Below are 21,853 nucleotides of genomic sequence, written 5' to 3'. Positions count from 1 at the left end.
GCTGCATCTTTCCCTTTTGCCCGGCAATCCCTAAATGCAGGGCATCTCCCCCGCGAACATGAATGTGAACCCCATGATCGAACACGCCATTCTTCTCAGCGCCGGCCAGGGCTCGCGCCTGCTCCCGCTCACGGCAGAGCGCCCCAAGTGCCTGATCGACTTTTCCGGCCGATCGCTGATCCAATGGCAGATCGAGATGCTGGCTCGCGGCGGCGTGAAGCGGATCGATGTGGTCACCGGCTTCATGACCGACATGCTGGAAGAGCACCTGCAATCGATCAAGGATCCGCGCGTAGAGATCACGGTGCGGTTCAATCCCTTCTTCAAGGTGGCGGACAATCTGGGCTCCTGCTGGATCGCGCGTGAGGCGATGCGCGGCGACTTCCTGATCCTCAACGGCGACACGCTGGTTTCGGAAGAGATCGTCCACAAGGTGCAGCAGGGCGCGACCGACAAGGACGGCAAGCTCTGGCCGATCGCCGTCACCGTCGATGTGAAGCAGGATGGCTACGACAGCGACGACATGAAGGTGGAGCGGACCGATGACGGCCGACTGGTCCATATCGGCAAGACGCTGACCGCCGCGCAGTCGAATTCGGAATCGATCGGCTTCCTGGCCTTCCGGGGCGAAGGGGCGGACCTGTTCCGCGAAACCGTGCGGCAGGCCATGCGCACCCCGGAGGGCGTGCAGCACTGGTACCTGAAGGTGATCGATTCGATCGCGCCCACCGGCAAGGTCGGCACCAATTCGATCGAAGGCATGAACTGGGCCGAAGTCGACTTCCTCAACGATATCGAGATCGCCACGAAGCTGACCGACACCTGGGTGTAATCGCGCGTCCATCCCGATCGAAAAATGGGCGGTCCCAAGGGACCGCCCTTCGAGTTGGGGAGAAGCGGTTCACACCGGCCGCGATCGGGCGGCAGTGCAAGACCGGCAGGCCCTTCCTTGCAGAAATGCGCTGCCGCGCCATTGATCGCGGTCAAATTCGAAGCGGTATCTTAATTTACGGCGCGCCCCGCCGTTCTGTCGCGATGATGGACTCCTCCCGCTTCAAGCCCACCCCGATCCCGCGCGAACGCCGCCGTGGGCAGTTGACACCCTACGTCCTCACCGATTCCCGGGGCCAAGCCGTCGAAGTGATGATCCGCGATGTTTCCTCGCGCGGCTTCAGCGCTGCTGCGGTCGGCGCGGCACCGGCGATCAACGAAGTTATCCGGGCCGTACTGGATGACGGGCGCGAGGTATGGGGCCTGGTGCGCTGGGCGGACGGCAACCTGTTCGGCGTGGAGTTCGAAGCGGGCGATAAACCAAAATCCTAGAGCAGTTGATCCGATGCAATCGGATCGGAAACTGCTCCAGAGCGTCCTCCAGCCCTTCCGGCGTCACACCGCCGAACTGAACCGACGCAGCGAATCCTTCCGGTACGGATCGAACCGCGCCGCGATCGAGCGGGCATAGGGCAGCCCTTCCGGCCGGATCACCAGATCCTGGCCATCGCCTTCGCACAATCCCGCCGCAAAATAGGGCTGCAGCATCGGCCAGGCCTGCTCGCGCAGATCGGCGTCGATAGGCGCGCGATCGCGGCACAGCAGATTCTCGATCACCGCGGCGCGACGGCGGTCCTCGATGCTGCGCACAATCCCCCGGCTGGTGGTCAGCCGTTCCTGCGACAGCATCGTGCGATAACGGCCCGCATTCTTCTCGTTCTGCGCCAGCAGCGCGGGAAAGCTGCTGATCGAAGAGGCGCCAAAGCCGACCAGCACCGGCGCGTGATCCTCGGTAAAACCCTGAAAATTGCGGTGCAGCCGGCCCGACAGTGCCGCTTGCGCCAGACTGTCGCCCGGCCGGGCAAAGTGGTCGAACCCGATCGGCACATAGCCTTCGGAAACGAGCAACTCATATCCGAAGGCAGCCATCGCAAAACGCATTTCCGCATCGGGCAGCGCCGAAGCATCGATCTTGCGCTGCCGCGCAATCAGGTGTGGCACATGGGCATAGCCGAATAGCGCGATGCGATCGGCGCCCAGCGCCACCGACCGCTCCAGCGAATCGCGCAAGTCGGCAAGGCTCTGTCCGGGGAGGCCGCACATCAGGTCAAAATTGAGGGAGGAGATTCCGGCGCCGCGCAACATCCGCGTGCCATCCTCGATCATGCGGGTGGGCTGGACGCGGCCGATCGCCTGCTGCAAGTGCGGCGCAAAGGTCTGGACTCCGAAGCTGGCACGCGTGATGCCCACAGACCCGATCACCGCCGCCCATTCCGCCCCGAACGTTCGCGGATCAAGCTCGATCGACAGGATCGGGCTGGACGCGGCAAAGTGCAGCGTCAGCGCATCCACCAGTCGCACGAAAGCCACCGGGGAAATGCCGTTGGGGCTGCCGCCACCGAAGGCGATACGGGCGATCCGCGCGGTCTTGGGCAAGTTCTCCGCCACCAGGACAATCTCGCGGTGGAGGGCATCCAGATAGTGCGCCACCCGCTCGGTCCGATTGGCGACGCTGGTGTTGCACCCGCAGTACCAGCAGATCTTTTCGCAGAACGGAATGTGGACATAGAGCGAGACCTCGCCCTGCGTGCTTTGCAGCGCATTCGCGAAGTCCGCTGGGCCAACCCGCTCGCCGAACTCGGCCGCCGTGGGAAAGCTGGTGTAGCGCGGCACGGGCACCGCCAGCAGTTCGGGATGATAGGTCCACATGGGCCGTACATCGCCACGCTTCGTCCCCGCGTCATTGCGCTCGATCAAGCCGTGCAGCACTTCGCGCAATCGCCGATTTTCGCCGAATTTGCGCGCAATCAAATCCTTGCTCGACGATCGGGCGCAAGGACTTGGCCACAGCCGCTCAAGAGGGGGGATCGCACGGTGCGGCCCCGGCGGCGATGGAAAGAAGCAAGACATGCGCAAACTGACCATGCTCGCAGCACTCGCCGCCGCTGCCGCGATCACCACGCCGGCACTGGCCGGCAGCCCTGACGGCAAGTGGCAGGTCAAGGTGCTCGGCACCGCCGTGCTCCCCGACGGCAAGATCGACAAGATCAAGGCGATCGACACCGACACCACGCTGGGCGCCACGCTGGCGACGCTGGACAACGTCGGCACCAAGGCCAACGACAACGTGGTGCCGACCGTCGCGGTCGAATACTTTTTCAACAAGACCTTCTCGGTGGAAACGATCTGCTGCCTCACCCAGCATCACGTCAGCGGTACCGGCGACATTGCCGGCGCTGGCCTTGTCGATCACGTGCTGATCCTGCCGGCCACCGTCACGCTGAAGGCGCACCTCGACACCGGCACGCCGATCAAGCCCTATGTCGGTGCCGGTCCGTCGATCTTCTTCGTGATCGATGAAAAGCCGGGCGACACGGCCAGGGCGCTGGGCGTGGACAAGGTGAAGATGTCGAATGCATTGGGCTTCGCGCTGCAAGGCGGCTTCGACGTGGCCCTGAACGACAAGGGCCTGGGTCTTTCGTTCGATGCCAAGAAGTATTGGGTGAAGCCGACGGCCTCGTTCTACGACGACGGCGTGCTCGCACTGAAGACCAGGCATGACCTCGATCCCTGGGTGCTGAGCGCGGGCGTTTCCTACCGTTTCTAAGCGCGGCAGGTCCAAACGCAAAAAGGGGAGCCATCGGCTCCCCTTTTTCGTTTCGGTTTCAGCCGGCCTCTGCGGTCAGAGCCGCAAAGTCCAGGATCGTCACATCGCGTCGCGACGGCAGATCGATCAGGCCTTCATTCTTGAAGCGCGTGAATTGGCGGCTCACCGTCTCGATCGTCAGGCCCAATACGTCTGCAATCTGCTGACGCGAGAACGGCAGCGAAATGCGCTGCTGGCCGGGCATCTCGAACTGGATGGCGCAACCAGGTCCGCCAAGCCGCTCCGCCATCTCCAGCAGGAAGCTCGCCAGCTTTTCAGAGGCGGACTTGCGCCCCAGCAACAACATCCAGCGGCGGGTGCGGTCCAGCTCGCCCAGGGTACGTTCCAGCAGCTTGTGTTCCAGCGCGGGATGCTCACGGGCGAAGGCATCGAAATCCCGGCGCGAAAAGACGCAGACCTTGGCTTCCGTCAGTGCGGTGACGCCATGGCCGGTGGTGCCGCCAAACGGCCGCCCGATGAAGTCCGATGGGTAGACCACCCCAACGATCTGCTCGCGCCCATCCTCGGTGTTGGTGGAAAGTTTGAGCACGCCCTCGATGACATTGGCGACAAGGACCGAGTCCTCGCCTTCCCAGATCAGCGATTCACCGGGCTCGATCATGCGCGTGCGCCCGATGGCGTTCAGCGCTTCAAGCTCCTTCGCGTCGAGCGCCGAGCAGATCGCGCGGTTTCGGACGACGCAAAGGTCACAATTGGACATGATCTGGGAACACCTGCGACCTGAACTGGCTGGAAAGTCCCGCCGATACCGCAAAGTCGCCATACTGGAAAGGGTTGCATGCCAATGGGAACGCCCAGCCTTCAGGGCCCGTTCCGATGGCTGATGCTGTTTGGTATTGGTTGCGGGGGTAGGATTTGAACCTACGACCTTCAGGTTATGAGCCTGACGAGCTACCGGGCTGCTCCACCCCGCGTCACCATGGAGGGCTGATTGTGTCAGCCCGGAAGCTTTTTTGATTGTTCATTCCGACGTTGTCGGCGTGAACGGCGGGCTGCTCCACCCCGCGTCACCATGGAGGGCTGATTGTGTCAGCCCGGAAGCTTTTTTGATTGTTCATTCCGACGTTGTCGGCGTGAACGGCGGGCTGCTCCACCCCGCGTCACCGTTGTATTGCGTTCTTATGGAACGCGAACAGGGCCCTTTTGGGGCCCTGCTTGAGGGCGTTAGCCCTTTGTCATTGTGATGGGTTTTTAAGCACGCCGGCTACAATGCCTGGCGACGTCCTACTCTTCCGGGGCTTGAGCCACAGTACCATTGGCGCTGACAGGTTTCACGGCCGAGTTCGAGATGGGATCGGGTGGGTCACTGACGCTATGGTCACCAAGCAATGGAGACGGCGTGCTGTTTTTTAATCGATGGTACCCGTGCTGCTCTAAGTTAGAGCTGAATATCTGGCTGGATGACCGTCCGATCATCTTTGACGAGCGCTGCTTTTGGGCAGGGTTGTCATTGATGGCGGGATTCATCAAGCATGAACAGAGTTATTAGGACCGGTTAGCTCCATGCGTTACCGCACTTCCACACCCGGCCTATCAACGTGATGGTCTATCACGACTCGAAGATACCTAATCTTGAGGGAGGCTTCCCGCTTAGATGCTTTCAGCGGTTATCCCGTCCATGCATAGCTACCCTGCTGCGCTCCTGGCGGAACGACAGGTACACCAGAGGCATGTTCAACCCGGTCCTCTCGTACTAGGGTCAACTCCTCTCAAGTATCGACGCCCACGGCAGATAGGGACCAAACTGTCTCGCGACGTTCTGAACCCAGCTCACGTACCACTTTAATTGGCGAACAGCCAAACCCTTGGGACCTGCTCCAGCCCCAGGATGTGATGAGCCGACATCGAGGTGCCAAACGATTCCGTCGATATGAGCTCTTGGGAATCATCAGCCTGTTATCCCCGGCGTACCTTTTATCCGTTGAGCGATGGCCCTTCCACGAGGGACCACCGGATCACTATGACCGACTTTCGTCTCTGCTCAATTCGTCAATCTCGCAGTCAGGCAGGCTTATGCCATTGCACTCTTGCAGCCGGTTTCCAACCGGCCTGAGCCTACCATCGCGCGCCTCCGTTACTCTTTAGGAGGCGACCGCCCCAGTCAAACTACCCGCCACAGAGGGTCCCTGCACCGGATAACGGTGCGAGGTTAGACATCAGAACATAACAGGGTGGTATTTCACCTATGGCTCCACACCAGCTGGCGCCGGTGCTTCAAAGCCTCCCACCTATGCTACACAATTCTATCCTAATGCCACTCTGAAGCTGCAGTAAAGGTGCACGGGGTCTTTCCGTCTAACCGCGGGTACTCCGCATCTTCACGGAGAATTCAATTTCGCTGAGCATATCCTGGAGACAGTGGGGAAGTCGTTACGCCATTCGTGCAGGTCGGAACTTACCCGACAAGGAATTTCGCTACCTTAGGACCGTTATAGTTACGGCCGCCGTTTACCGGGGCTTCAATTCGGAGCTTGCACTCCTCCTCTTAACCTTCCGGCACCGGGCAGGCGTCAGACCCTATACGTCGTCTTGAAGCCGACTTAGCAGAGTCCTGTGTTTTTGCTAAACAGTCGCTACCCCCTGGCCTGTGCCCCCCGCCAGTGCTTGCGCATAGACGGGGCCTCCTTCTTCCGAAGGTACGGAGGCAATTTGCCGAGTTCCTTCAGGATACTTCTCTCAAGCGCCTTGGTATACTCTACCTGACCACCTGTGTCGGTTTCGGGTACGGTCTATACGGTGGGGCTATTTCCTGGAACCTCTTCAAAGCACAACCAATCCAATAAGGTTGTACAATACACGAGATCCGTCACACACCACCAGGCCCACGAATATTAACGTGGTTCCCATCGACTACCCCCTTCGGGCTCGTCTTAGGGGCCGGCTCACCCTGCTCAGATTAGCTTTAAGCAGGAACCCTTGGTCTTTCGGCGAGAGGGCATCTCACCCTCTTTATCGCTACTCATGTCAGCATTCGCACTTCCGATACGTCCACGGTCGGTTACCCTCCCGCTTCACTCGCTTACGGAACGCTCCGCTACCGCTCAGATCAAAGATCTGAACCCTAAGCTTCGGTGCATCACTTTAGCCCCGTTACATTTTCGCCGCAGGAACCCTTATTTAGACCAGTGAGCTGTTACGCTTTCTTTAAAGGATGGCTGCTTCTAAGCCAACCTCCTGGTTGTTTTGGGATTCCCACATGCTTTCCCACTTAGTGATGACTTGGGGACCTTAGCTGTAGGTTAGGGCTGTTTCCCTTTTGACGACGGACCTTAGCACCCGCCGTCTGTCTGCCGGACTAGACTCGTTGGTATTCGGAGTTTGGTTAGTATTGGTAGATCTCGCGACCCCCGCAACCATCCAGTGCTCTACCCCCAACGGCAAATATCCGACGCTCTACCTCAATAGATTTCGCGGAGAACCAGCTATTTCCCGGCTTGATTGGCCTTTCACCCCTAAACACAACTCATCCGAGAATTTTTCAACATTCACCGGTTCGGTCCTCCAGTGCGTGTTACCGCACCTTCAACCTGGTCATGCCTAGATCGCCGGGTTTCGGGTCTAATACACCATACTCTGTCGCCCTATTCAGACTCGCTTTCGCTGCGCCTACACCTAACGGCTTAAGCTCGCATGGTACATTAAGTCACTGACCCATTATGCAAGAGGTACGCAGTCACCCCCTAAAGAGGCTCCTACTGCTTGTAAGCATTCGGTTTCAGGTACTGTTTCACTCCCCTCATCGGGGTGCTTTTCACCTTTCCCTCACGGTACTGTGTTCGCTATCGGTCATGTACGAGTATTTAGGCTTGGAGGGTGGTCCCCCCATGTTCAGACAGGATTTCACGTGTCCCGCCCTACTCGAGTCCTCATCCATCGTTTTCGCATACGGGGCTGTCACCCGCTATGGCCACTCTTTCCAAAGTGTTCTGCTAACTGAAGATGAGGCACTGGCCTGGTCCGCGTTCGCTCGCCACTACTAACGGAATCTCGGTTGATGTCTTTTCCTCCGGGTACTTAGATGTTTCAGTTCCCCGGGTTCGCTTCACCAAAGCTATATATTCACTAAGGTGATACCTTATCCACCTCACTCAAAAGCTGCCGAAGCAACCATCGAGAGAAATGGTGAAGGTGGGTTTCCCCATTCGGAAATCGTCGGATCAAAGTTTGCTCACAACTCCCCGACGCTTATCGCAGCGTGCCACGTCCTTCTTCGCCTGTACATGCCAAGGCATCCACCAAATGCTCTTACCTCACGCTTGAGAATCCACACCATCAATGACAGCCCTGCATAAAGACTGCATTGTTACAGGTGCGGACGATTATCTCAGCCAGATATAATGACACGTCGTATGTATTTGCCGACGTCCGGCAAATACGACGCGCCACGGCATCGATTAAAAAACCCATTCACAATGTCAAAGATCTGCGGGCAAATCCCGCGACCGATCCGTTAGGATCGGAACTGTTTCGCTTCATCTCTGGAGTATCTTGGAAAAGCCACCTTAAAAAAGGTGGTGGAGCCTATCGGGATCGAACCGATGACCTGATGCTTGCAAAGCAACCGCTCTCCCAGCTGAGCTAAGGCCCCAAGATAAGGATGGTGGGCCGAGCAAGAGTTGAACTTGCGACCTCACGCTTATCAGGCGTGCGCTCTAACCACCTGAGCTACCGGCCCATCCTCGCGCCAAAGCAAGCCAATTGGCCGCGGGCGGCAGATAAGCCTGCTCAGGCAGAACATACAGCAACAAGCGCTGTATATCTCCAGGATGAAGGGACATGAGGACGACGGCATGTTCTTTGGAATGGGAGAAGCTCTTCCCGTGTCTAGCACAGGCGCTTTCTGCCAAATCCTTAGAAAGGAGGTGATCCAGCCGCAGGTTCCCCTACGGCTACCTTGTTACGACTTCACCCCAGTCGCTAAACCCACTGTGGTCGCCTGCCTCCCTTGCGGGTTAGCTCAACGCCTTCGAGTGAATCCAACTCCCATGGTGTGACGGGCGGTGTGTACAAGGCCTGGGAACGTATTCACCGCGGCATGCTGATCCGCGATTACTAGCGATTCCGCCTTCATGCTCTCGAGTTGCAGAGAACAATCCGAACTGAGACGGCTTTTGGAGATTAGCTTGCGCTCGCGCGCTTGCTGCCCACTGTCACCGCCATTGTAGCACGTGTGTAGCCCAGCGTGTAAGGGCCATGAGGACTTGACGTCATCCCCACCTTCCTCCGGCTTATCACCGGCAGTTTCCTTAGAGTGCCCAACTAAATGCTGGCAACTAAGGACGAGGGTTGCGCTCGTTGCGGGACTTAACCCAACATCTCACGACACGAGCTGACGACAGCCATGCAGCACCTGTCACTCATCCAGCCGAACTGAAGGAAAAGATCTCTCTAATCCGCGATGAGGATGTCAAACGCTGGTAAGGTTCTGCGCGTTGCTTCGAATTAAACCACATGCTCCACCGCTTGTGCAGGCCCCCGTCAATTCCTTTGAGTTTTAATCTTGCGACCGTACTCCCCAGGCGGATAACTTAATGCGTTAGCTGCGCCACCCAAAGACCAAGTCCCCGGACAGCTAGTTATCATCGTTTACGGCGTGGACTACCAGGGTATCTAATCCTGTTTGCTCCCCACGCTTTCGCACCTCAGCGTCAATACTTGTCCAGTCAGTCGCCTTCGCCACTGGTGTTCTTCCGAATATCTACGAATTTCACCTCTACACTCGGAATTCCACTGACCTCTCCAAGATTCTAGTCACCTAGTTTCAAAGGCAGTTCCGGGGTTGAGCCCCGGGCTTTCACCTCTGACTTGAGTAACCGCCTACGCGCGCTTTACGCCCAGTAATTCCGAACAACGCTAGCTCCCTCCGTATTACCGCGGCTGCTGGCACGGAGTTAGCCGGAGCTTATTCTCCAGGTACTGTCATTATCATCCCTGGTAAAAGAGCTTTACAACCCTAAGGCCTTCATCACTCACGCGGCATTGCTGGATCAGGCTTTCGCCCATTGTCCAATATTCCCCACTGCTGCCTCCCGTAGGAGTCTGGGCCGTGTCTCAGTCCCAGTGTGGCTGATCATCCTCTCAGACCAGCTAAGGATCGTCGCCTTGGTAGGCCATTACCCCACCAACTAGCTAATCCTACGCGGGCTCATCCTTGGGCAATAAATCTTTGGTCCGAAGACATCATCCGGTATTAGCAGTAATTTCTCACTGTTATTCCGAACCCAAGGGCAGATTCCCACGCGTTACGCACCCGTGCGCCACTAGACCCGAAGGTCTCGTTCGACTTGCATGTGTTAGGCATGCCGCCAGCGTTCGTTCTGAGCCAGGATCAAACTCTCAAGTTTGTGTCACAATGTTCGCAGCGCCAGCCTAAGCCAACCAACCACAAACACCGAACTTCGGGAGCCGATACCTGCACATGTAAAACGTATGGTTACGTAAGGACATGTTACAAGCGTCGGCTTGCTTTAAACTGGTACCCGCGACCCGAAGATCCGCAGGACCAGGCGCCGTCGCCCACATGTCCCTTCATCAAAAACCTACAATGTCAAAGATCCGAACCCGAAGGTTCCGCCGACGAAAAACCCGGACAACCAGCCATCCTCGATTTTGATCTCGAGGAGCATGTTGCCCGTCTATGTTGGCGACCTTAGCAAACCGTGTGGTCCGCTGCGGTGAGAGGCCCTCTAGGACCCCTTTCTGATTCGGTCAAACGCCTTTTTCAAAAAAACGACATTTTTCTAAACTTTGGCAGATTTCCGCCGATTTTATCCCTTAGAACCCGGGTAAGGGACTTTCCGGGGCGGAAAGACCGCCAACCGCGCCGGTGGAAACCTGCCGTCTGGGCAGGCCCTCACCGACGCGGATGATGGCTATCAGAAGTTGTACCGGATCGTTCCGCCCCAAGTGCGCGGATCGCCCGGCAGCCCTGCGATCAGGCCGGTGTTGCCCGGGCCGACGAAGAGCTGGTCCATATAGTTCTGGTCAAAGGCATTGCGTACCCAGCCATAGATGTCGAACCCATTCTCCGTCCGGAAGCCCAGGCGGAAATTCGACAGGCTGTAGCCGTCGATCCAGGTATAGGCCGAAGGCGACGGGTTGGACGAGAAGTTCGAACGGTAGCTGCCGTCGTAACCGAAGTAGACCTCTCCCTCCTGCTTCAGCAGGGTGACCGGCGTATTCGCCTCGAACCCGAACGAGAAGGTCCACTTGGAAACGCCCGGCAGGCGCTGGCCGGAGATATCGCAGTTCGCGGGGCTGAGTGCGCCAGGCGTTCCGGCGGCACCGGGCACCTGCGTGCCGGAGACGACAGTGCCACCCGAAAGTTCGGGCGGGCACGGTGCATCGGTGAACTTGCGATAGGTCGAATCGGTGTAGGCGCCGTTGACGTAAGCGTTGAAGCGTTCGCTCGGACGGACCGAGAAGTCCCATTCCACACCCTGCGAGCGCACCTCCTGCGCATTGGCGAGGTAGCCGCGCAGCACGCCGTACTGGCCGTTGGTGACATTGGCCTGGTAGTTGCCGATGTCGGAACGGAAGATCGACAGGTTGAAGGTCGCGCGGCGATCCCAGAACTGGGTCTTGATGCCGGCTTCGTAGTTGTGGACCGATTCCGGCTTCACCGTCTGCGCGGCCAGGATCGGGTTGTTCTGCGCGTCCACCGGCACGCCGTTCAGGTTGATGCCGCCCGACTTGAAGCTCTTCGCGTAAGTCGCATAGACGAGGATGTCCGGCGTGACCTTGTAGCTGACGTTGAAATCGTAGCTGAAGTTCCAGTCACTGAACTCGGGCGAGATTTCCTGCGGGGTATAGATGGCCAGCTGTGCGCTCTGCCGTGCCGTGTAGGACGCCTGCCCCAACAGCAGTTCGTTGCCCTGCCCGTCGAACACCCGGCGCTGGTAGTAGCCTTCCTTCTTGTCGTAGTTGAGGCGCACGCCGGGCTGAACGGTCAGTTCGGGCGTGATGTGCCAGCTGAGCTGGCCGAACAGCGCCGCGCTGGTGTTCTTGAGGTACTGCGTGTTGTAGGCGGTCAACCCATTGAGCACCGAGGGATCGCAGGCCAGCTGGTTCGCCGCGCTGGGGCCGCAGCCCGCTGAGCCCGGGGGTACTTGCGCGACGGTGCCCGGATTGATGTTCCAGCGACTGGCGGCCGAGCCCTGCGCCTCGGTGCCCTGCGTGTCGATCCGCTGGTAGAAGCCGAAGGCGCCGACCACGAAGTCGAAATGCTTGCCGCTGTAGTTGTAGCGCAGTTCCTGCGTGTACTGATCCTGCTGCGACGGGTTCTGCGACAGGGTGACGATCGGCAGGCCGGTAAAATCACGGTCGTTCGACGGATCCCAATCCCAGAAGCGCCAGGCGGTGACCGAGGTCAGCGTGCCGGGGCCCACGTCCCACTTCACACGCACCGAGGCACCGCCGATCTTGTTCTTCGCCTGCAGCGGCGTGTCGAGGTCGGTCAGGCGGTCATAGGGATTGGTGCTGGGCGGCGCATAGCCAAGCGCGGCAGCCAACGCCGGATACTGGCGATTGGCGGCACGCTGGGTGGGGCCATAGCCGACATAGACCGAGCCGCAGCAATTGGCGTCCTGCGTGGAATAGTCACCGGCGAAGGTGATCGCCAGCGAGTCCGTGGGCTTCCAGAGCACCTGCCCGCGCAGGCCGATGTTGTCCTGGCTCTGGATCCACTGGTTGGAGGTCACGTTGTAGATCGTGCCGCGCCGGTCGGTGGTGGAGGCCGCGATGCGGACCGCCAGATTATCGGTCAGCGGGCCGGAAACGGCGACCTTGGCCTGCTTGAAGTTGTAGTTGCCGACCGACACTTCCGCCTTGCCCTGGAAATCGAAGGTGGGCTGGTTGGTGGTGATGTTGATCGCGCCGGCCGTGGTGTTCTTGCCGTAGAGCGTGCCCTGCGGCCCGCGCAGCACTTCGATCTGGGCAACGTCGAGGAAGTCGAACGTGGCCGATGCCACGCGCGAGTTGTAGACGTCGTCGATGTAGATGCCGACGCCCTGCTCGATGCCGTCGTTGGTCAGGCCGAACGGCACGCCGATGCCGCGGATGTTCACGGCGGTGTTACGCGGGTTCGACGAATAGAACTGCAGCGTCGGCGTCAGCTGCTGAAGCCGGCCGACGTTGAACGCGCCCGTCGAATCAAGGTGTTCGCCACCCACGACCGAGATCGCCAGCGGCACTTCCTGGCTCGATTCCTGGCGGCGGCGCGCGGTGACGAGAATCTCGCCGCCGCGATCGTGGGCGCCGGTGCCGACCGAAGTGGGCGATTCCTGTTCGGCGTCCGTCCCGGAAGCCGCTGCAGTCGCGGCCGCGGCAACAGGTGCGGATGCTTCGCTGGCCAGTGCCGGCGTCGCGGCCAGCAGCAGCGTGAACGAAAGGCAGGCGAGCGGAAGCGGAGCCGGAAGCGGCCCGCGGATGTGTCTTCTCATGAAGTCCCCCTTGAATATGTCGCGGTTCGAATGTCGCTATTCGAGGGCCTCACATCCGGTGGTCCGGTCTGCTTGGCGGCAGTCGGTTATTGAGTATTTTGCTTGGAATCCGGTGTCGTCGCGCGCGCTTAGGAAGCGAAGCGCTTTCGTTCGGTGATGTCGAGCTGGACCAGCTTTCCATCGTGGACTGTCATCTGGATGACGCCATAGCGCATCCTGTCGAGAGCATCGGCGACGACCTGAAGCGGGGCCGCCTTGGAGTTCGAGCCCTCGGAGTCCCTGGAAAGGTGAAGTCCCGATCGCTGGGTATCCGTTGACGGTTGAGCCATTGCGAATCTTCCTCCGAGTGCGGCGCGTTGCACCGCCATCGCCGTTGATATTCTCAACCTAAAAAGTTGACAATACCCCTAGCCGAAAGTTTCTCGCATTCGCGCCCAAACAAAATCTATTTACGCCGAAGCGATGCCTTGGCGTGCGGTATGATCCGAAAGGGGTAGAGGCGGACGGAACGCCCTGCCGTCATGCGCTGAAATGTAACGGAAAGCGCTGAAATCCGCCGCAATGGCGCGTCAGGCAGCTTCGTCTTCTTCCTGTGCAGGAACCGGATCGATCCGGTCCGAGAGGCGGATGCCGTCCAACAGATCGGCGGTGCGATCACGCACTTCCAGCATCAGCGCGCGGGTGCGGCAATCGCCTTCCTCAAGGCAATTCTTGCACTTCTCGTGCGCGAACCGGCTGGCGCAGGGCACCAGCGCCAATGAGCCGCGCATGATGCGGATCAGGTCGCCATACGTGATATCGACCGGGGCCACCGCCAGCCAGTATCCACCATCCTTGCCGCGTTGGGAATCGACGATGCCGAAGCGGGTCAGCTCGGACAGGATCGTCGTCAGGAACTTGGCGGGGATGTTCTGCGCTTCCGCGATCTGCGCCAGCTGGATGGGCCCTTGTCCGTAATTATCGGCAAGGTGCTGCATGGCGCGGATGGCATAGCGGGTTTTCTGCGAAAGCACGTGACTGTCATGCCCCAACGCGCGAGTCCGTTGCAAGCGGGCGAAAGCGGCGATTCGCACTTTGTCAGCCATTGCGGTTGGGAATTCGGTGGAAACATTTTGCCTGCGCGGATCGGTCGATCCGCGCAGGCAGGATTTCAATGGATTGCGGTTGCGTTTCAGACGCGGCGGGCGGCGCGGAACGACAGGGCGCCAACGGCGATCATCGCCGCCAATGTCACCATTTGCGCGACCAGGAACGGCGGCTCGGCCCTTGTGCCAGCGCGTGCAGCGGCGGGATTTCCAGGAAGGTTGAGATAGAGCGCGACGCTGGCCGTCACCGCATATGTCGCGGCCGCCCTGCCCCGTAGCCTGCTTGATCGATCGGATCGCCAGTCTGACACCGGGCCACTACCGCCCACGCGTCCACAGCGGCGCCGATCTGGCCGTCGCTGCGTGATCGAACCCAGGATTTGAGGAGAAATGGCGCACCCGTTCGAACACAGTTCGAACGGATTTTTGAATGAGGATGGCCATTTCCGAATGGGAATGGCGCACCCGACAGGATTCGAACCTGTGGCCTCTGCCTTCGGAGGGCAGCGCTCTATCCAGCTGAGCTACGGGTGCAGTGCCGGGGCGACTAGCAGAGCATCGCGGGTGTTTCCAGCCACAAATGTCGTCATCCCACTACAGTCCACGGGAAAATATGCAGCGGATGGCGAGTTAGTAAATTCGCAATAGCCTTTCCGCTAACGAATCCCTCATGGACGCGACGGGTATCATCTCGGACGGACAATGGGCCGACACTGGGGACGCAGGCGCCGATGCGCCGGCTTACGACCATGGCACGCACGATTATGTGGCGTCCTGGCCGCAACCGGCCGACAGCCCTCCCCCGCCCGCCGCCTTGGGCACGATCGCCATGAAGTGGGCCGCCCTCCATCAGGCCGGGCAGGTCGTTGCCGCCATCGCCGGTGCCGATGACGATAACCCCAGCCTGGAAGCCCGTGCTTTTCCCGCGATCATGCGCGAAGCGGGCGGATGGCGCTGCCGGCTGGCCGAACAGGGCATCGACGACCTGACCGCCATCATGGAGCCGGGCCTTTGCGCTTTGCTTTCCGCGCTCGATCGCGGCGCCGATCCCCGCGCTGCCGCACGCTCGCTCTGGGATGAATTCGTGGCCGCGCGCGATGCCATGGTCGCACTCGCCCCGCCCGATGCGCTGAACCTCGCGATTCCGCCGGCGCAGCAGTCGACTTGAAAGTTCTTGCTATGTTCCTATGATGGGGCATGGCCGACGTCGATTCTCCCCTTTCGCCCATCACTGCATCAGACGTTACGCGCGGCGTCGGGCGACTGTTCGCGCGCAACGACATATGGTGCCTGTCCGAGATGCCTTTGCGCTGCGGCCGCCGGGCAGACCTGATGGGCGTGGACGCCAAGGGCCACGTCATCATCGTCGAGATCAAGGTGAGCCGCGCCGATCTGCTGGGCGACGGCAAGTGGACCGACTATCTGGACTATTGCGACCGGTTCTATTGGGCCCTCCCCCCCTCGCTGGATCGCGCGCCGCTGGAGACCGAACTGTTCCTGCCTGAACGCTGCGGCGTGATCGTGGCCGATGGCTACGATGCGGAAATCCTGCGCCCTGCCCCGCTTCACCAGCTTGCCGCCGCGCGTCGCAAGGTGGAGACGGAACGCCTGGCCCGCGCCGCCCTGCGCCGACTGGTGACGCTGGGCGATCCGCAGACACTGCAATGGGGTGGCGAGGGATGAAGAACAGCTCTGAGCCGTCTGTGTAGCCCGATCTAACCTAAGCAAGCTTCGTCGCCCCCGCGAAGGCGGGGGCCCTGCTTTCTTTGTCCCCGCCTACGCGGGGATGACGGGAGTTTTGGATTCATCCTCTGTTTCACCGGAGCGGGATGAAGGTTGGTGCGCCTGGAACACGATAAAATATCTGACACCCAACATCCGCGGCCCAGCGCAGCCCTCTCGCCGATAGCCAATGGCCGATACTCCCTCCCAATTACCCCAAAACGCAATTTTCTTGCGTTTTCCCCCGCCACACCCTAAATGCGCGCCAAGCAACCGGCGCGTGGGGTCCATTTTCCCGCCGCAATCCGAGAGCAGCGTGAGGTTTCCGGCGTCAACGCCTGAACCGGCCCGGACGAGCGGTTGCACCTGAACCAGCTTCCTTCTTCACGCAGGGTCGCCCGAAACGACACCTAGCTCCGCGCGCCTTTTCCTATCCGCGCGCCCGGGCTGCTTGTGAAAGTGACTTATGTCCTATTTCTCCGAACTTGGTCTGGCCGAGCCGATTCTCCGTGCGCTGACCGCCAAGGGCTATACCGATCCCTCGCCGATCCAGCGCCAGTCGATCCCGGCTCTGCTCGAAGGCCGTGACCTTCTGGGCATTGCGCAGACCGGCACCGGCAAGACCGCCGCATTCTCGCTGCCTTCGCTGCACCGCCTGGCGCAGAACCCGAAGGCGCGCCAGAACGCCGGCTGCCGCATGCTCGTGCTCTCTCCCACCCGCGAACTGGCTGCCCAGATCGCCGAGAACATGCGCGGCTATGCCAAGTTCCTCAATCTCACCGTCCAGTGCGTGTTCGGCGGCGTGCCCGCCGGCAAGCAGGCCCGCGCGCTTGAGCGTGGCACCGACATCCTGGTCGCCACCCCCGGCCGCCTGCTCGACCTGATCGACAGCCGCGCGCTGACGCTGCGCCATGTCGAGATCTTTGTGCTCGACGAAGCCGACCAGATGATGGACCTGGGCTTCATCCAGCCGCTGAAGCGCGTGGCCGCGCTGCTGCCGAAGACGCGCCAGAGCCTGTTCTTCTCCGCCACGATGCCGCAGGCGATCGCCGAGCTGGGTCGCCAGTTCATCAACGATCCGGTCCGCGTCGAAGTGGCCCCGCAGTCGACCACGGCGGAGCGCGTCGAACAGTACGCCACCTTCATCAACCAGGCCGAAAAGCAGGCGCTGCTGACGCTCAGCCTGCGCGCCGGCCTGGCCGAAGACGCCGCCGAGAAGGCCGAACATGGTGCCATCGACCGCGCACTGGTGTTCACCCGCACCAAGCACGGGGCTGACCGCGTGGTCCGTCACCTCGTCGCCGCCGGCATCCCGGCCGCCGCGATTCACGGCAACAAGAGCCAGGCCCAGCGCACCGCTGCGCTTGGCGGGTTCCGTCAGGGCACGATCCGCATCCTGGTCGCCACCGACATCGCCGCGCGCGGTATCGACGTTTCGGGCGTGAGCCACGTCTACAACTTCGAAATTCCGAACGTGGCCGAACAGTACGTCCACCGCATCGGCCGCACCGCGCGCGCCGGCGCGGACGGCGTGGCGGTCAGCTACGTCGCCCCGGACGAAAAGCCCTACATCCGCGACATCGAGAAGCTGACTCGCGTGAAGCTGGCGGCGATCGGTCTGCCGGAAGACTTCCAGAAGCAGGCTTCGCGCCTTCCCGCGCCTTCGCGCAGCGCGCCGGCCGCGCCGCAGGGCAATGGCCGTGGCAATGGTCGCGGTGGGGAACAGGGCCGTCGCGGTGGCAATGGCGGCGGCAATCGCAGCCAGCAACCGCGCGGCGATCGCCGTGACCGCCAGCGCAGCGACGGTCAGCGCCAAGACGGGCAGCGTGATGGCCAGCGCCGTGACGACCGTCGCCGCGACGATCGTCCGCGTCAGGACGCCCCGCGCGGCGATCGCCGCGAAGCGGGTGGCGAACAGCAGGGTGAGAAGCGCCGCTTCCGTCCGCGCGGCCCCAAGGGCGTGGGCGCACACAAGGGCGCCGTCCGTCGCACCGGCTGAGTCGAATGCCGGAGCATTCCTCCGGTTTCCCTCTTTGCGCGGGACTCGCAGTGCTTTAGGCACGCCCTCGTGAGCCCGCGCAACCGCACGATCCTGATTGCCCCTGCCGCCCTGGCGGCAGGGGCATTCGTGTTTTCAGGCCAGGGCATCGGCCGCATCGGCGCGCTGGCCATGCTCGATCCCGCCGTCGACGCCACACAGGCCCAGCAGGACATGATCGCCGCGCGGCGCGAGGGCGAGATGACCCGCCTCCGCGCCGAAGCGCTGGAGAAAAAGGCCCGCAGCGCCAGCGAGCAGACGGAGAAGACCGCGCGCGAAGCTGCCGCCGTCGCCGCGCGCATCCAGGAAACCGAGGCGGGCATCGCCACGCAGCAGGCCAGATTGCGCCTGATCGCTTCCCAGCGCACCGCGTTGCGCCAGCGGCTGGCGGTGCGCCAGGCCCCGCTGGCGCGGCTGACCGGATCGCTGCAGTTGCTGAGCCGCCGCCCGCCGATTCTGGCAATGCTGCGGCCCGGATCGGTGCAGGATGCCGTCTATCTGCGCGCTCTGCTCGATACGATGCTGCCGCAGGTCCAGCGGCGCACCGCCGGGCTGCGGGCGGAAATCGAACGCGGCCGGGCGCTGGAGATTCAGGCGCTGGCCGCCCGTGCCGATCTGGCCGCGACCGAAAGCCAGATGCGCGAACGGCGCAGCCAGCTTGCCGTGCTGGAAACCCGCCAACGGCTCGCCAGCCGCCAGGCCAGCGGCATTGCCGCCCGCGAGGCGGAACACGCGCTGGCCTTGGCCGAAACCGCGCGCGATCTTGGCGATCTGGTGGACGAAATGGGCCGCCAGGGCGCGCTGCGCGAACAGCTTTCCGCCCTGCCCGGCCCGATAATGCGGCCCGACCGGCCCGAAGATGCCCGCATTATCGAGGCTTCCCGGTTCGATGCGCCACCCGAAGGACTTCCCAGCTACATGCTGCCGGTAACCGGCCGCGTCGTCACCGGCTTCGGCGAAGTGCTGCCGGGCCAGTCGCCCTCGCGCGGGCTGTCGCTGGCGACGCGCGCCCATGCCCAGGTCGTCGCCCCCGCCTCGGGCCGGGTGGCCTATGCCGGTTCCTACAGCGGCTTCGGCCGCATCGTGATCATCGAACATGACGGCGGCTGGACGTCGCTGGTGACCGGGCTTTCGCTGCTGGACGTTGCGGTGGGCGACACGATCGTCGCCGGATCGCCGCTGGGCGAGACCGGGCCGGGCGATCCGCGCGTGCAGGTGGAGCTTCGCCACGCCGGCGTCCCGGTCAATCCGTTGCAATATGTCCGCTCGCTGTGAGCATGACGCGCTGGCAATTGCCGTCACCCCTCGGTAATATGCCGGCGTGACTGGCCTTCGCGGCATCACAGTCAAGAATACCCCCGGCTTGTGCCGGATGCGATACACGAGAGGCGACCCAGCCCGATGAAGTTTGGCTCTACCAAGTTCGTTTCGATTATCCGCGCGACTCTGCTGGTTTCCGCCGTCGCCGTATTGCCCGCCGCTACCTCCGGCCTTGCCGCCGTCGACAGCGATGCGGGCCGCGAATTCCAGAAGCTTTTCACCATCTACCAGCTAGTCAAGGCCAACTACGTCGATCCGGTGGATGACGACAAGCTGCTGAAGGGCGCGATCGACGGGATGCTGGCCAGCCTGGACCCGCATTCCAACTATCTGGACGGCCCGGCCAAGCAGCGGCTGGAAACGATGATCGACGGCAACTACACCGGCCTTGGCCTGTCGGTGGTGGAAGACGATGGCGCCGTGAAGGTGGTCTCTCCGTTTAAGGGCAGCCCGGCCGAAAAGGCGGGCATCAAGGCCGGCGACTACATCACCCATCTGGATGGCACGCTCTATTACGAACGCGACCTGGACGAGGCGGTGGACAAGATGCGCGGCCCCGCCGGCACGTCGATCCGGCTAACGATCTTCCGCCAGGGTCGCGACGCACCGTTCGACGTCACCGTCACCCGCGGCGTGATCGAGCTGGAGCCGGTGACCTGGGAACTGAAGGACGACGTGGGCGTCATCTCGGTCAACGAATTTTCGCGGGACGTCGGCAACTTCGTCAACAAGGGCATTGCCGATCTGAAGGTGCAGGCCGCCAAGAAGGGCACCAAGCTGGACGGGCTGGTGCTGGACCTGCGTTCGAATCCGGGCGGTTCACTGGATGAGGCGGTGGCGCTGTCCGACCTGTTCGTCGATCACGGCACGATCGTCTCGCAACGCGGCCGCATCGCCAGCGAGAACCAGTATTACCGCGCCGAAACCGTGTTCAAGGGCGATGTCGTCAAGGGCATGCCGCTGGTCGTGCTGGTCGACGCCGGCTCCGCGTCTGCCTCCGAAATCGTGGCCGGCGCGCTGCAGGACCTGCACCGCGCGGTGATCATGGGCGATCGCACGTTCGGCAAGGGCTCCGTCCAGTCGTACATCCCGCTCGACAAGGATAGCGCGATCAAGATCACCACCGCGCGCTACTACACGCCGTCCGGCCATTCGGTGCAGGAAGGCGGCATCGTGCCGGACATCAAGGTGCCGCAGCTTTCCGATCCCGACGCCCGCGCCCGGTCCGAGCGGGCCGTGCGCGAATCCGATCTGCGCAGCCACCTGATCAACGAGGCGGCGCTCGACGACAAGGAACTGGAAAAGGACAAGGCCGACGATCCGCGCTTCAAGGTAAGCGCGGATGAGCTGAAGAAGCGCGGCATCACCGACTTCCAGTTGAGCTACGCGATCGACACGCTGCGCCGCACCGCCGGCAAGCCCGCGCTCGCCACTGCCGCCACGCCGGCCGTCCCGGGCAAGAACTGAAGGCTTCCGCGATGACCGTACCCGTTGCCGCACCGCTGCGCGCCGCCCGCCTGCTTGCGCTGGCGATCCCCGTGATCGCGCTGGCAGGCGCCTATATCAGCCAGTACGGCTTTGGCCTGCATCCTTGCGAGATGTGCTGGTGGCAGCGTTACGGCCAGATGTTCGCGCTGCCTTTTGCGGTGCTGGCCTTCTTCTGGCGGCCGGTGCGGCCGCTGGTGGCGGTGGCCGCACTGGGCATCCTCAGTTCCGGCCTGATCGGCGGTTACCATGCCGGCGTGGAATATGGCTGGTGGGAGGGCTTCACCGCCTGCACCGCCAGCCCCTTCGCCGCAGGCACCGATCCGATGGCGGCAATCATGGCCGCCCCGCTGATCCGCTGCGACGTGGCGCCGTGGACGCTGGGCGGCATTTCGCTGGCCGGGTTCAACTTCCTGCTTTCCACGTTCGGCGCGCTGGCCACCTTCGGCCTGATCGCCCGCAGCAATCCTTCCGCTTCCGCCATCAGGGGCCTGACGTCATGACTTCCTCCAGGGCCGAGCGCATGATCCGGGTCGATCAGGCCGGCGAATACGGCGCGGTGCAGATCTATTCCGGGCAGATGGCGGTGATGGGCGCGCGCGCGCCGCATTCGACCGAGATCGCCGGAATGGCCGAGCAGGAGGCCGAGCATAAGGCGCGGTTCGACCGCATGATCGCGGAACGCGGGGTGCGCCCCACCCTGCTCCAGCCCGTCTGGTCGGTCGCCGGCTATGCGCTGGGCGCCGCCACCGCGCTGATCGGGCCGGAAGCGGCGATGGCCTGCACGGCCGCGATCGAGACCGAGATCGATCGCCACTATACCGAACAGCTGGAGGAACTGGGTGACGAGGATCCCGAACTGGGCGACGTGATCCGCAAGTTCCGGGACGAGGAACGCGAACACCGCGACGCCGCGCTGGCCGCCGGGGCAGAGCGCGCACCCGCCTATCCGCTGCTGTTCAACGCCATCCGCCTGGGTTGCCGCGTGGCCATCAAGCTTTCGGAAAGAATCTGAATTTCGGGCGTTATATTGACGGATCCCCCCGATTGGGGGCACGCTTAAGCTACCATTCAAGGGGCGCGCGCCGTATATTCGGCCGTGCGA

16 protein-coding genes, 4 tRNA genes and 3 rRNA genes are annotated in these 21,853 nt (G+C 61.9%); 10 read left to right on the top strand and 13 right to left on the bottom strand.

Translation table 11 applies throughout. The features are described from left to right. Window positions 1–73: 73 nt before the first annotated feature. On the top strand, window positions 74–832 hold the full coding sequence (locus tag WBP06_RS16275; RefSeq protein WP_395329841.1) for a sugar phosphate nucleotidyltransferase: 759 nt from the start codon (window positions 74–76) through the stop codon (window positions 830–832). A 125-nt stretch (window positions 833–957) separates the two neighbouring features. Continuing rightward, complete coding sequence (locus tag WBP06_RS16270) at window positions 958–1,323, top strand: histidine kinase (protein WP_395329839.1); 366 nt, start codon at window positions 958–960, stop codon at window positions 1,321–1,323. Window positions 1,324–1,386: 63 nt separating this feature from the next. On the opposite strand, the gene hemN is transcribed toward WBP06_RS16270, so the two are convergent. Further along, window positions 1,387–2,700 (bottom strand): oxygen-independent coproporphyrinogen III oxidase, encoded by a 1,314-nt coding sequence (gene hemN / locus WBP06_RS16265; protein ID WP_395334215.1) that lies wholly within the window; start codon window positions 2,698–2,700, stop codon window positions 1,387–1,389. Between the two features lie 199 nt (window positions 2,701–2,899). On the opposite strand from hemN, the gene WBP06_RS16260 reads away from it, so the two are divergent. After that, window positions 2,900–3,598 (top strand): OmpW family protein, encoded by a 699-nt coding sequence (locus WBP06_RS16260; protein WP_395329837.1) that lies wholly within the window; start codon window positions 2,900–2,902, stop codon window positions 3,596–3,598. Window positions 3,599–3,656: 58 nt separating this feature from the next. Here WBP06_RS16260 and WBP06_RS16255 read toward each other — a convergent pair whose 3' ends face one another. The 12 genes from WBP06_RS16255 to WBP06_RS16200 all read right to left on the bottom strand — a co-directional run bounded on the left by WBP06_RS16255 (window position 3,657) and on the right by WBP06_RS16200 (window position 14,717). After that, complete coding sequence (locus tag WBP06_RS16255) at window positions 3,657–4,358, bottom strand: Crp/Fnr family transcriptional regulator (RefSeq protein WP_395329835.1); 702 nt, start codon at window positions 4,356–4,358, stop codon at window positions 3,657–3,659. Window positions 4,359–4,495: 137 nt separating this feature from the next. Next, window positions 4,496–4,572 (bottom strand) — tRNA-Met (locus tag WBP06_RS16250). A 297-nt stretch (window positions 4,573–4,869) separates the two neighbouring features. Beyond that, a 5S ribosomal RNA gene (gene rrf, locus WBP06_RS16245) occupies window positions 4,870–4,984 on the bottom strand. A 139-nt stretch (window positions 4,985–5,123) separates the two neighbouring features. Next, window positions 5,124–7,917, bottom strand: a 23S ribosomal RNA gene (locus WBP06_RS16240). A gap of 253 nt (window positions 7,918–8,170) precedes the next feature. Then, window positions 8,171–8,246: transfer RNA gene (locus WBP06_RS16235), tRNA-Ala, on the bottom strand. 10 nt (window positions 8,247–8,256) lie between these two features. After that, window positions 8,257–8,333, bottom strand: a tRNA-Ile gene (locus WBP06_RS16230). Window positions 8,334–8,513: 180 nt separating this feature from the next. Further along, window positions 8,514–10,002 (bottom strand): 16S ribosomal RNA (locus WBP06_RS16225). The 16S, 23S and 5S rRNA genes sit together here with 3 tRNA genes alongside, the layout of an rRNA operon. A gap of 531 nt (window positions 10,003–10,533) precedes the next feature. Further along, entirely contained in the window at window positions 10,534–13,098 is a 2,565-nt protein-coding gene (locus WBP06_RS16220) for a TonB-dependent receptor (RefSeq protein WP_395329833.1), read from the bottom strand. A gap of 128 nt (window positions 13,099–13,226) precedes the next feature. Beyond that, the gene (locus tag WBP06_RS16215; RefSeq protein WP_395329831.1) at window positions 13,227–13,427 is read right to left on the bottom strand and encodes a YezD family protein; all 201 of its coding nucleotides are present in this window, start codon (window positions 13,425–13,427) and stop codon (window positions 13,227–13,229) included. 240 nt (window positions 13,428–13,667) lie between these two features. Next, complete coding sequence (locus WBP06_RS16210; RefSeq protein ID WP_395329829.1) at window positions 13,668–14,111, bottom strand: RrF2 family transcriptional regulator; 444 nt, start codon at window positions 14,109–14,111, stop codon at window positions 13,668–13,670. 158 nt (window positions 14,112–14,269) lie between these two features. After that, a complete protein-coding gene (locus WBP06_RS16205; protein WP_395329827.1) occupies window positions 14,270–14,431 on the bottom strand; it encodes a hypothetical protein in 162 nt (53 codons plus the stop codon). Between the two features lie 209 nt (window positions 14,432–14,640). Further along, window positions 14,641–14,717, bottom strand: a tRNA-Arg gene (locus WBP06_RS16200). A gap of 136 nt (window positions 14,718–14,853) precedes the next feature. Between WBP06_RS16200 and WBP06_RS16195 the strand changes: the two genes are divergently transcribed. The 7 genes from WBP06_RS16195 (at window position 14,854) to WBP06_RS16165 (ending at window position 21,763) form a co-directional block, all read left to right on the top strand. Beyond that, window positions 14,854–15,351 carry a hypothetical protein gene (locus WBP06_RS16195; RefSeq protein WP_395329825.1) on the top strand — a complete coding sequence of 166 codons (498 nt, stop codon included), beginning with the start codon at window positions 14,854–14,856 and terminating at the stop codon, window positions 15,349–15,351. A gap of 29 nt (window positions 15,352–15,380) precedes the next feature. Next, complete coding sequence (locus tag WBP06_RS16190; protein WP_395329823.1) at window positions 15,381–15,866, top strand: MmcB family DNA repair protein; 486 nt, start codon at window positions 15,381–15,383, stop codon at window positions 15,864–15,866. Window positions 15,867–16,371: 505 nt separating this feature from the next. Then, window positions 16,372–17,904: a DEAD/DEAH box helicase gene (locus tag WBP06_RS16185; RefSeq protein WP_395329821.1), complete on the top strand. Its 1,533-nt coding sequence runs from the start codon at window positions 16,372–16,374 to the stop codon at window positions 17,902–17,904. Between the two features lie 69 nt (window positions 17,905–17,973). Further along, entirely contained in the window at window positions 17,974–19,218 is a 1,245-nt protein-coding gene (locus WBP06_RS16180; protein ID WP_395329819.1) for a murein hydrolase activator EnvC family protein, read from the top strand. Window positions 19,219–19,344: 126 nt separating this feature from the next. Further along, window positions 19,345–20,730, top strand: coding sequence for a S41 family peptidase (locus WBP06_RS16175; protein WP_395329817.1), 1,386 nt, complete (start codon window positions 19,345–19,347; stop codon window positions 20,728–20,730). A gap of 11 nt (window positions 20,731–20,741) precedes the next feature. Next, complete coding sequence (locus tag WBP06_RS16170) at window positions 20,742–21,251, top strand: disulfide bond formation protein B (protein ID WP_395329815.1); 510 nt, start codon at window positions 20,742–20,744, stop codon at window positions 21,249–21,251. Then, on the top strand, window positions 21,248–21,763 hold the full coding sequence (locus WBP06_RS16165; protein WP_395329812.1) for a demethoxyubiquinone hydroxylase family protein: 516 nt from the start codon (window positions 21,248–21,250) through the stop codon (window positions 21,761–21,763). Before WBP06_RS16170 ends, WBP06_RS16165 begins: the two co-directional genes overlap by 4 nt. Window positions 21,764–21,853: the final 90 nt, after the last annotated feature.

Origin of the sequence: Novosphingobium mississippiense (genome assembly GCF_044029535.1) — a bacterium.
In the GTDB taxonomy this organism is placed as follows: Bacteria; Pseudomonadota; Alphaproteobacteria; order Sphingomonadales; family Sphingomonadaceae; genus Novosphingobium.
This window is presented reverse-complemented; position numbering and strand designations above follow the sequence as displayed.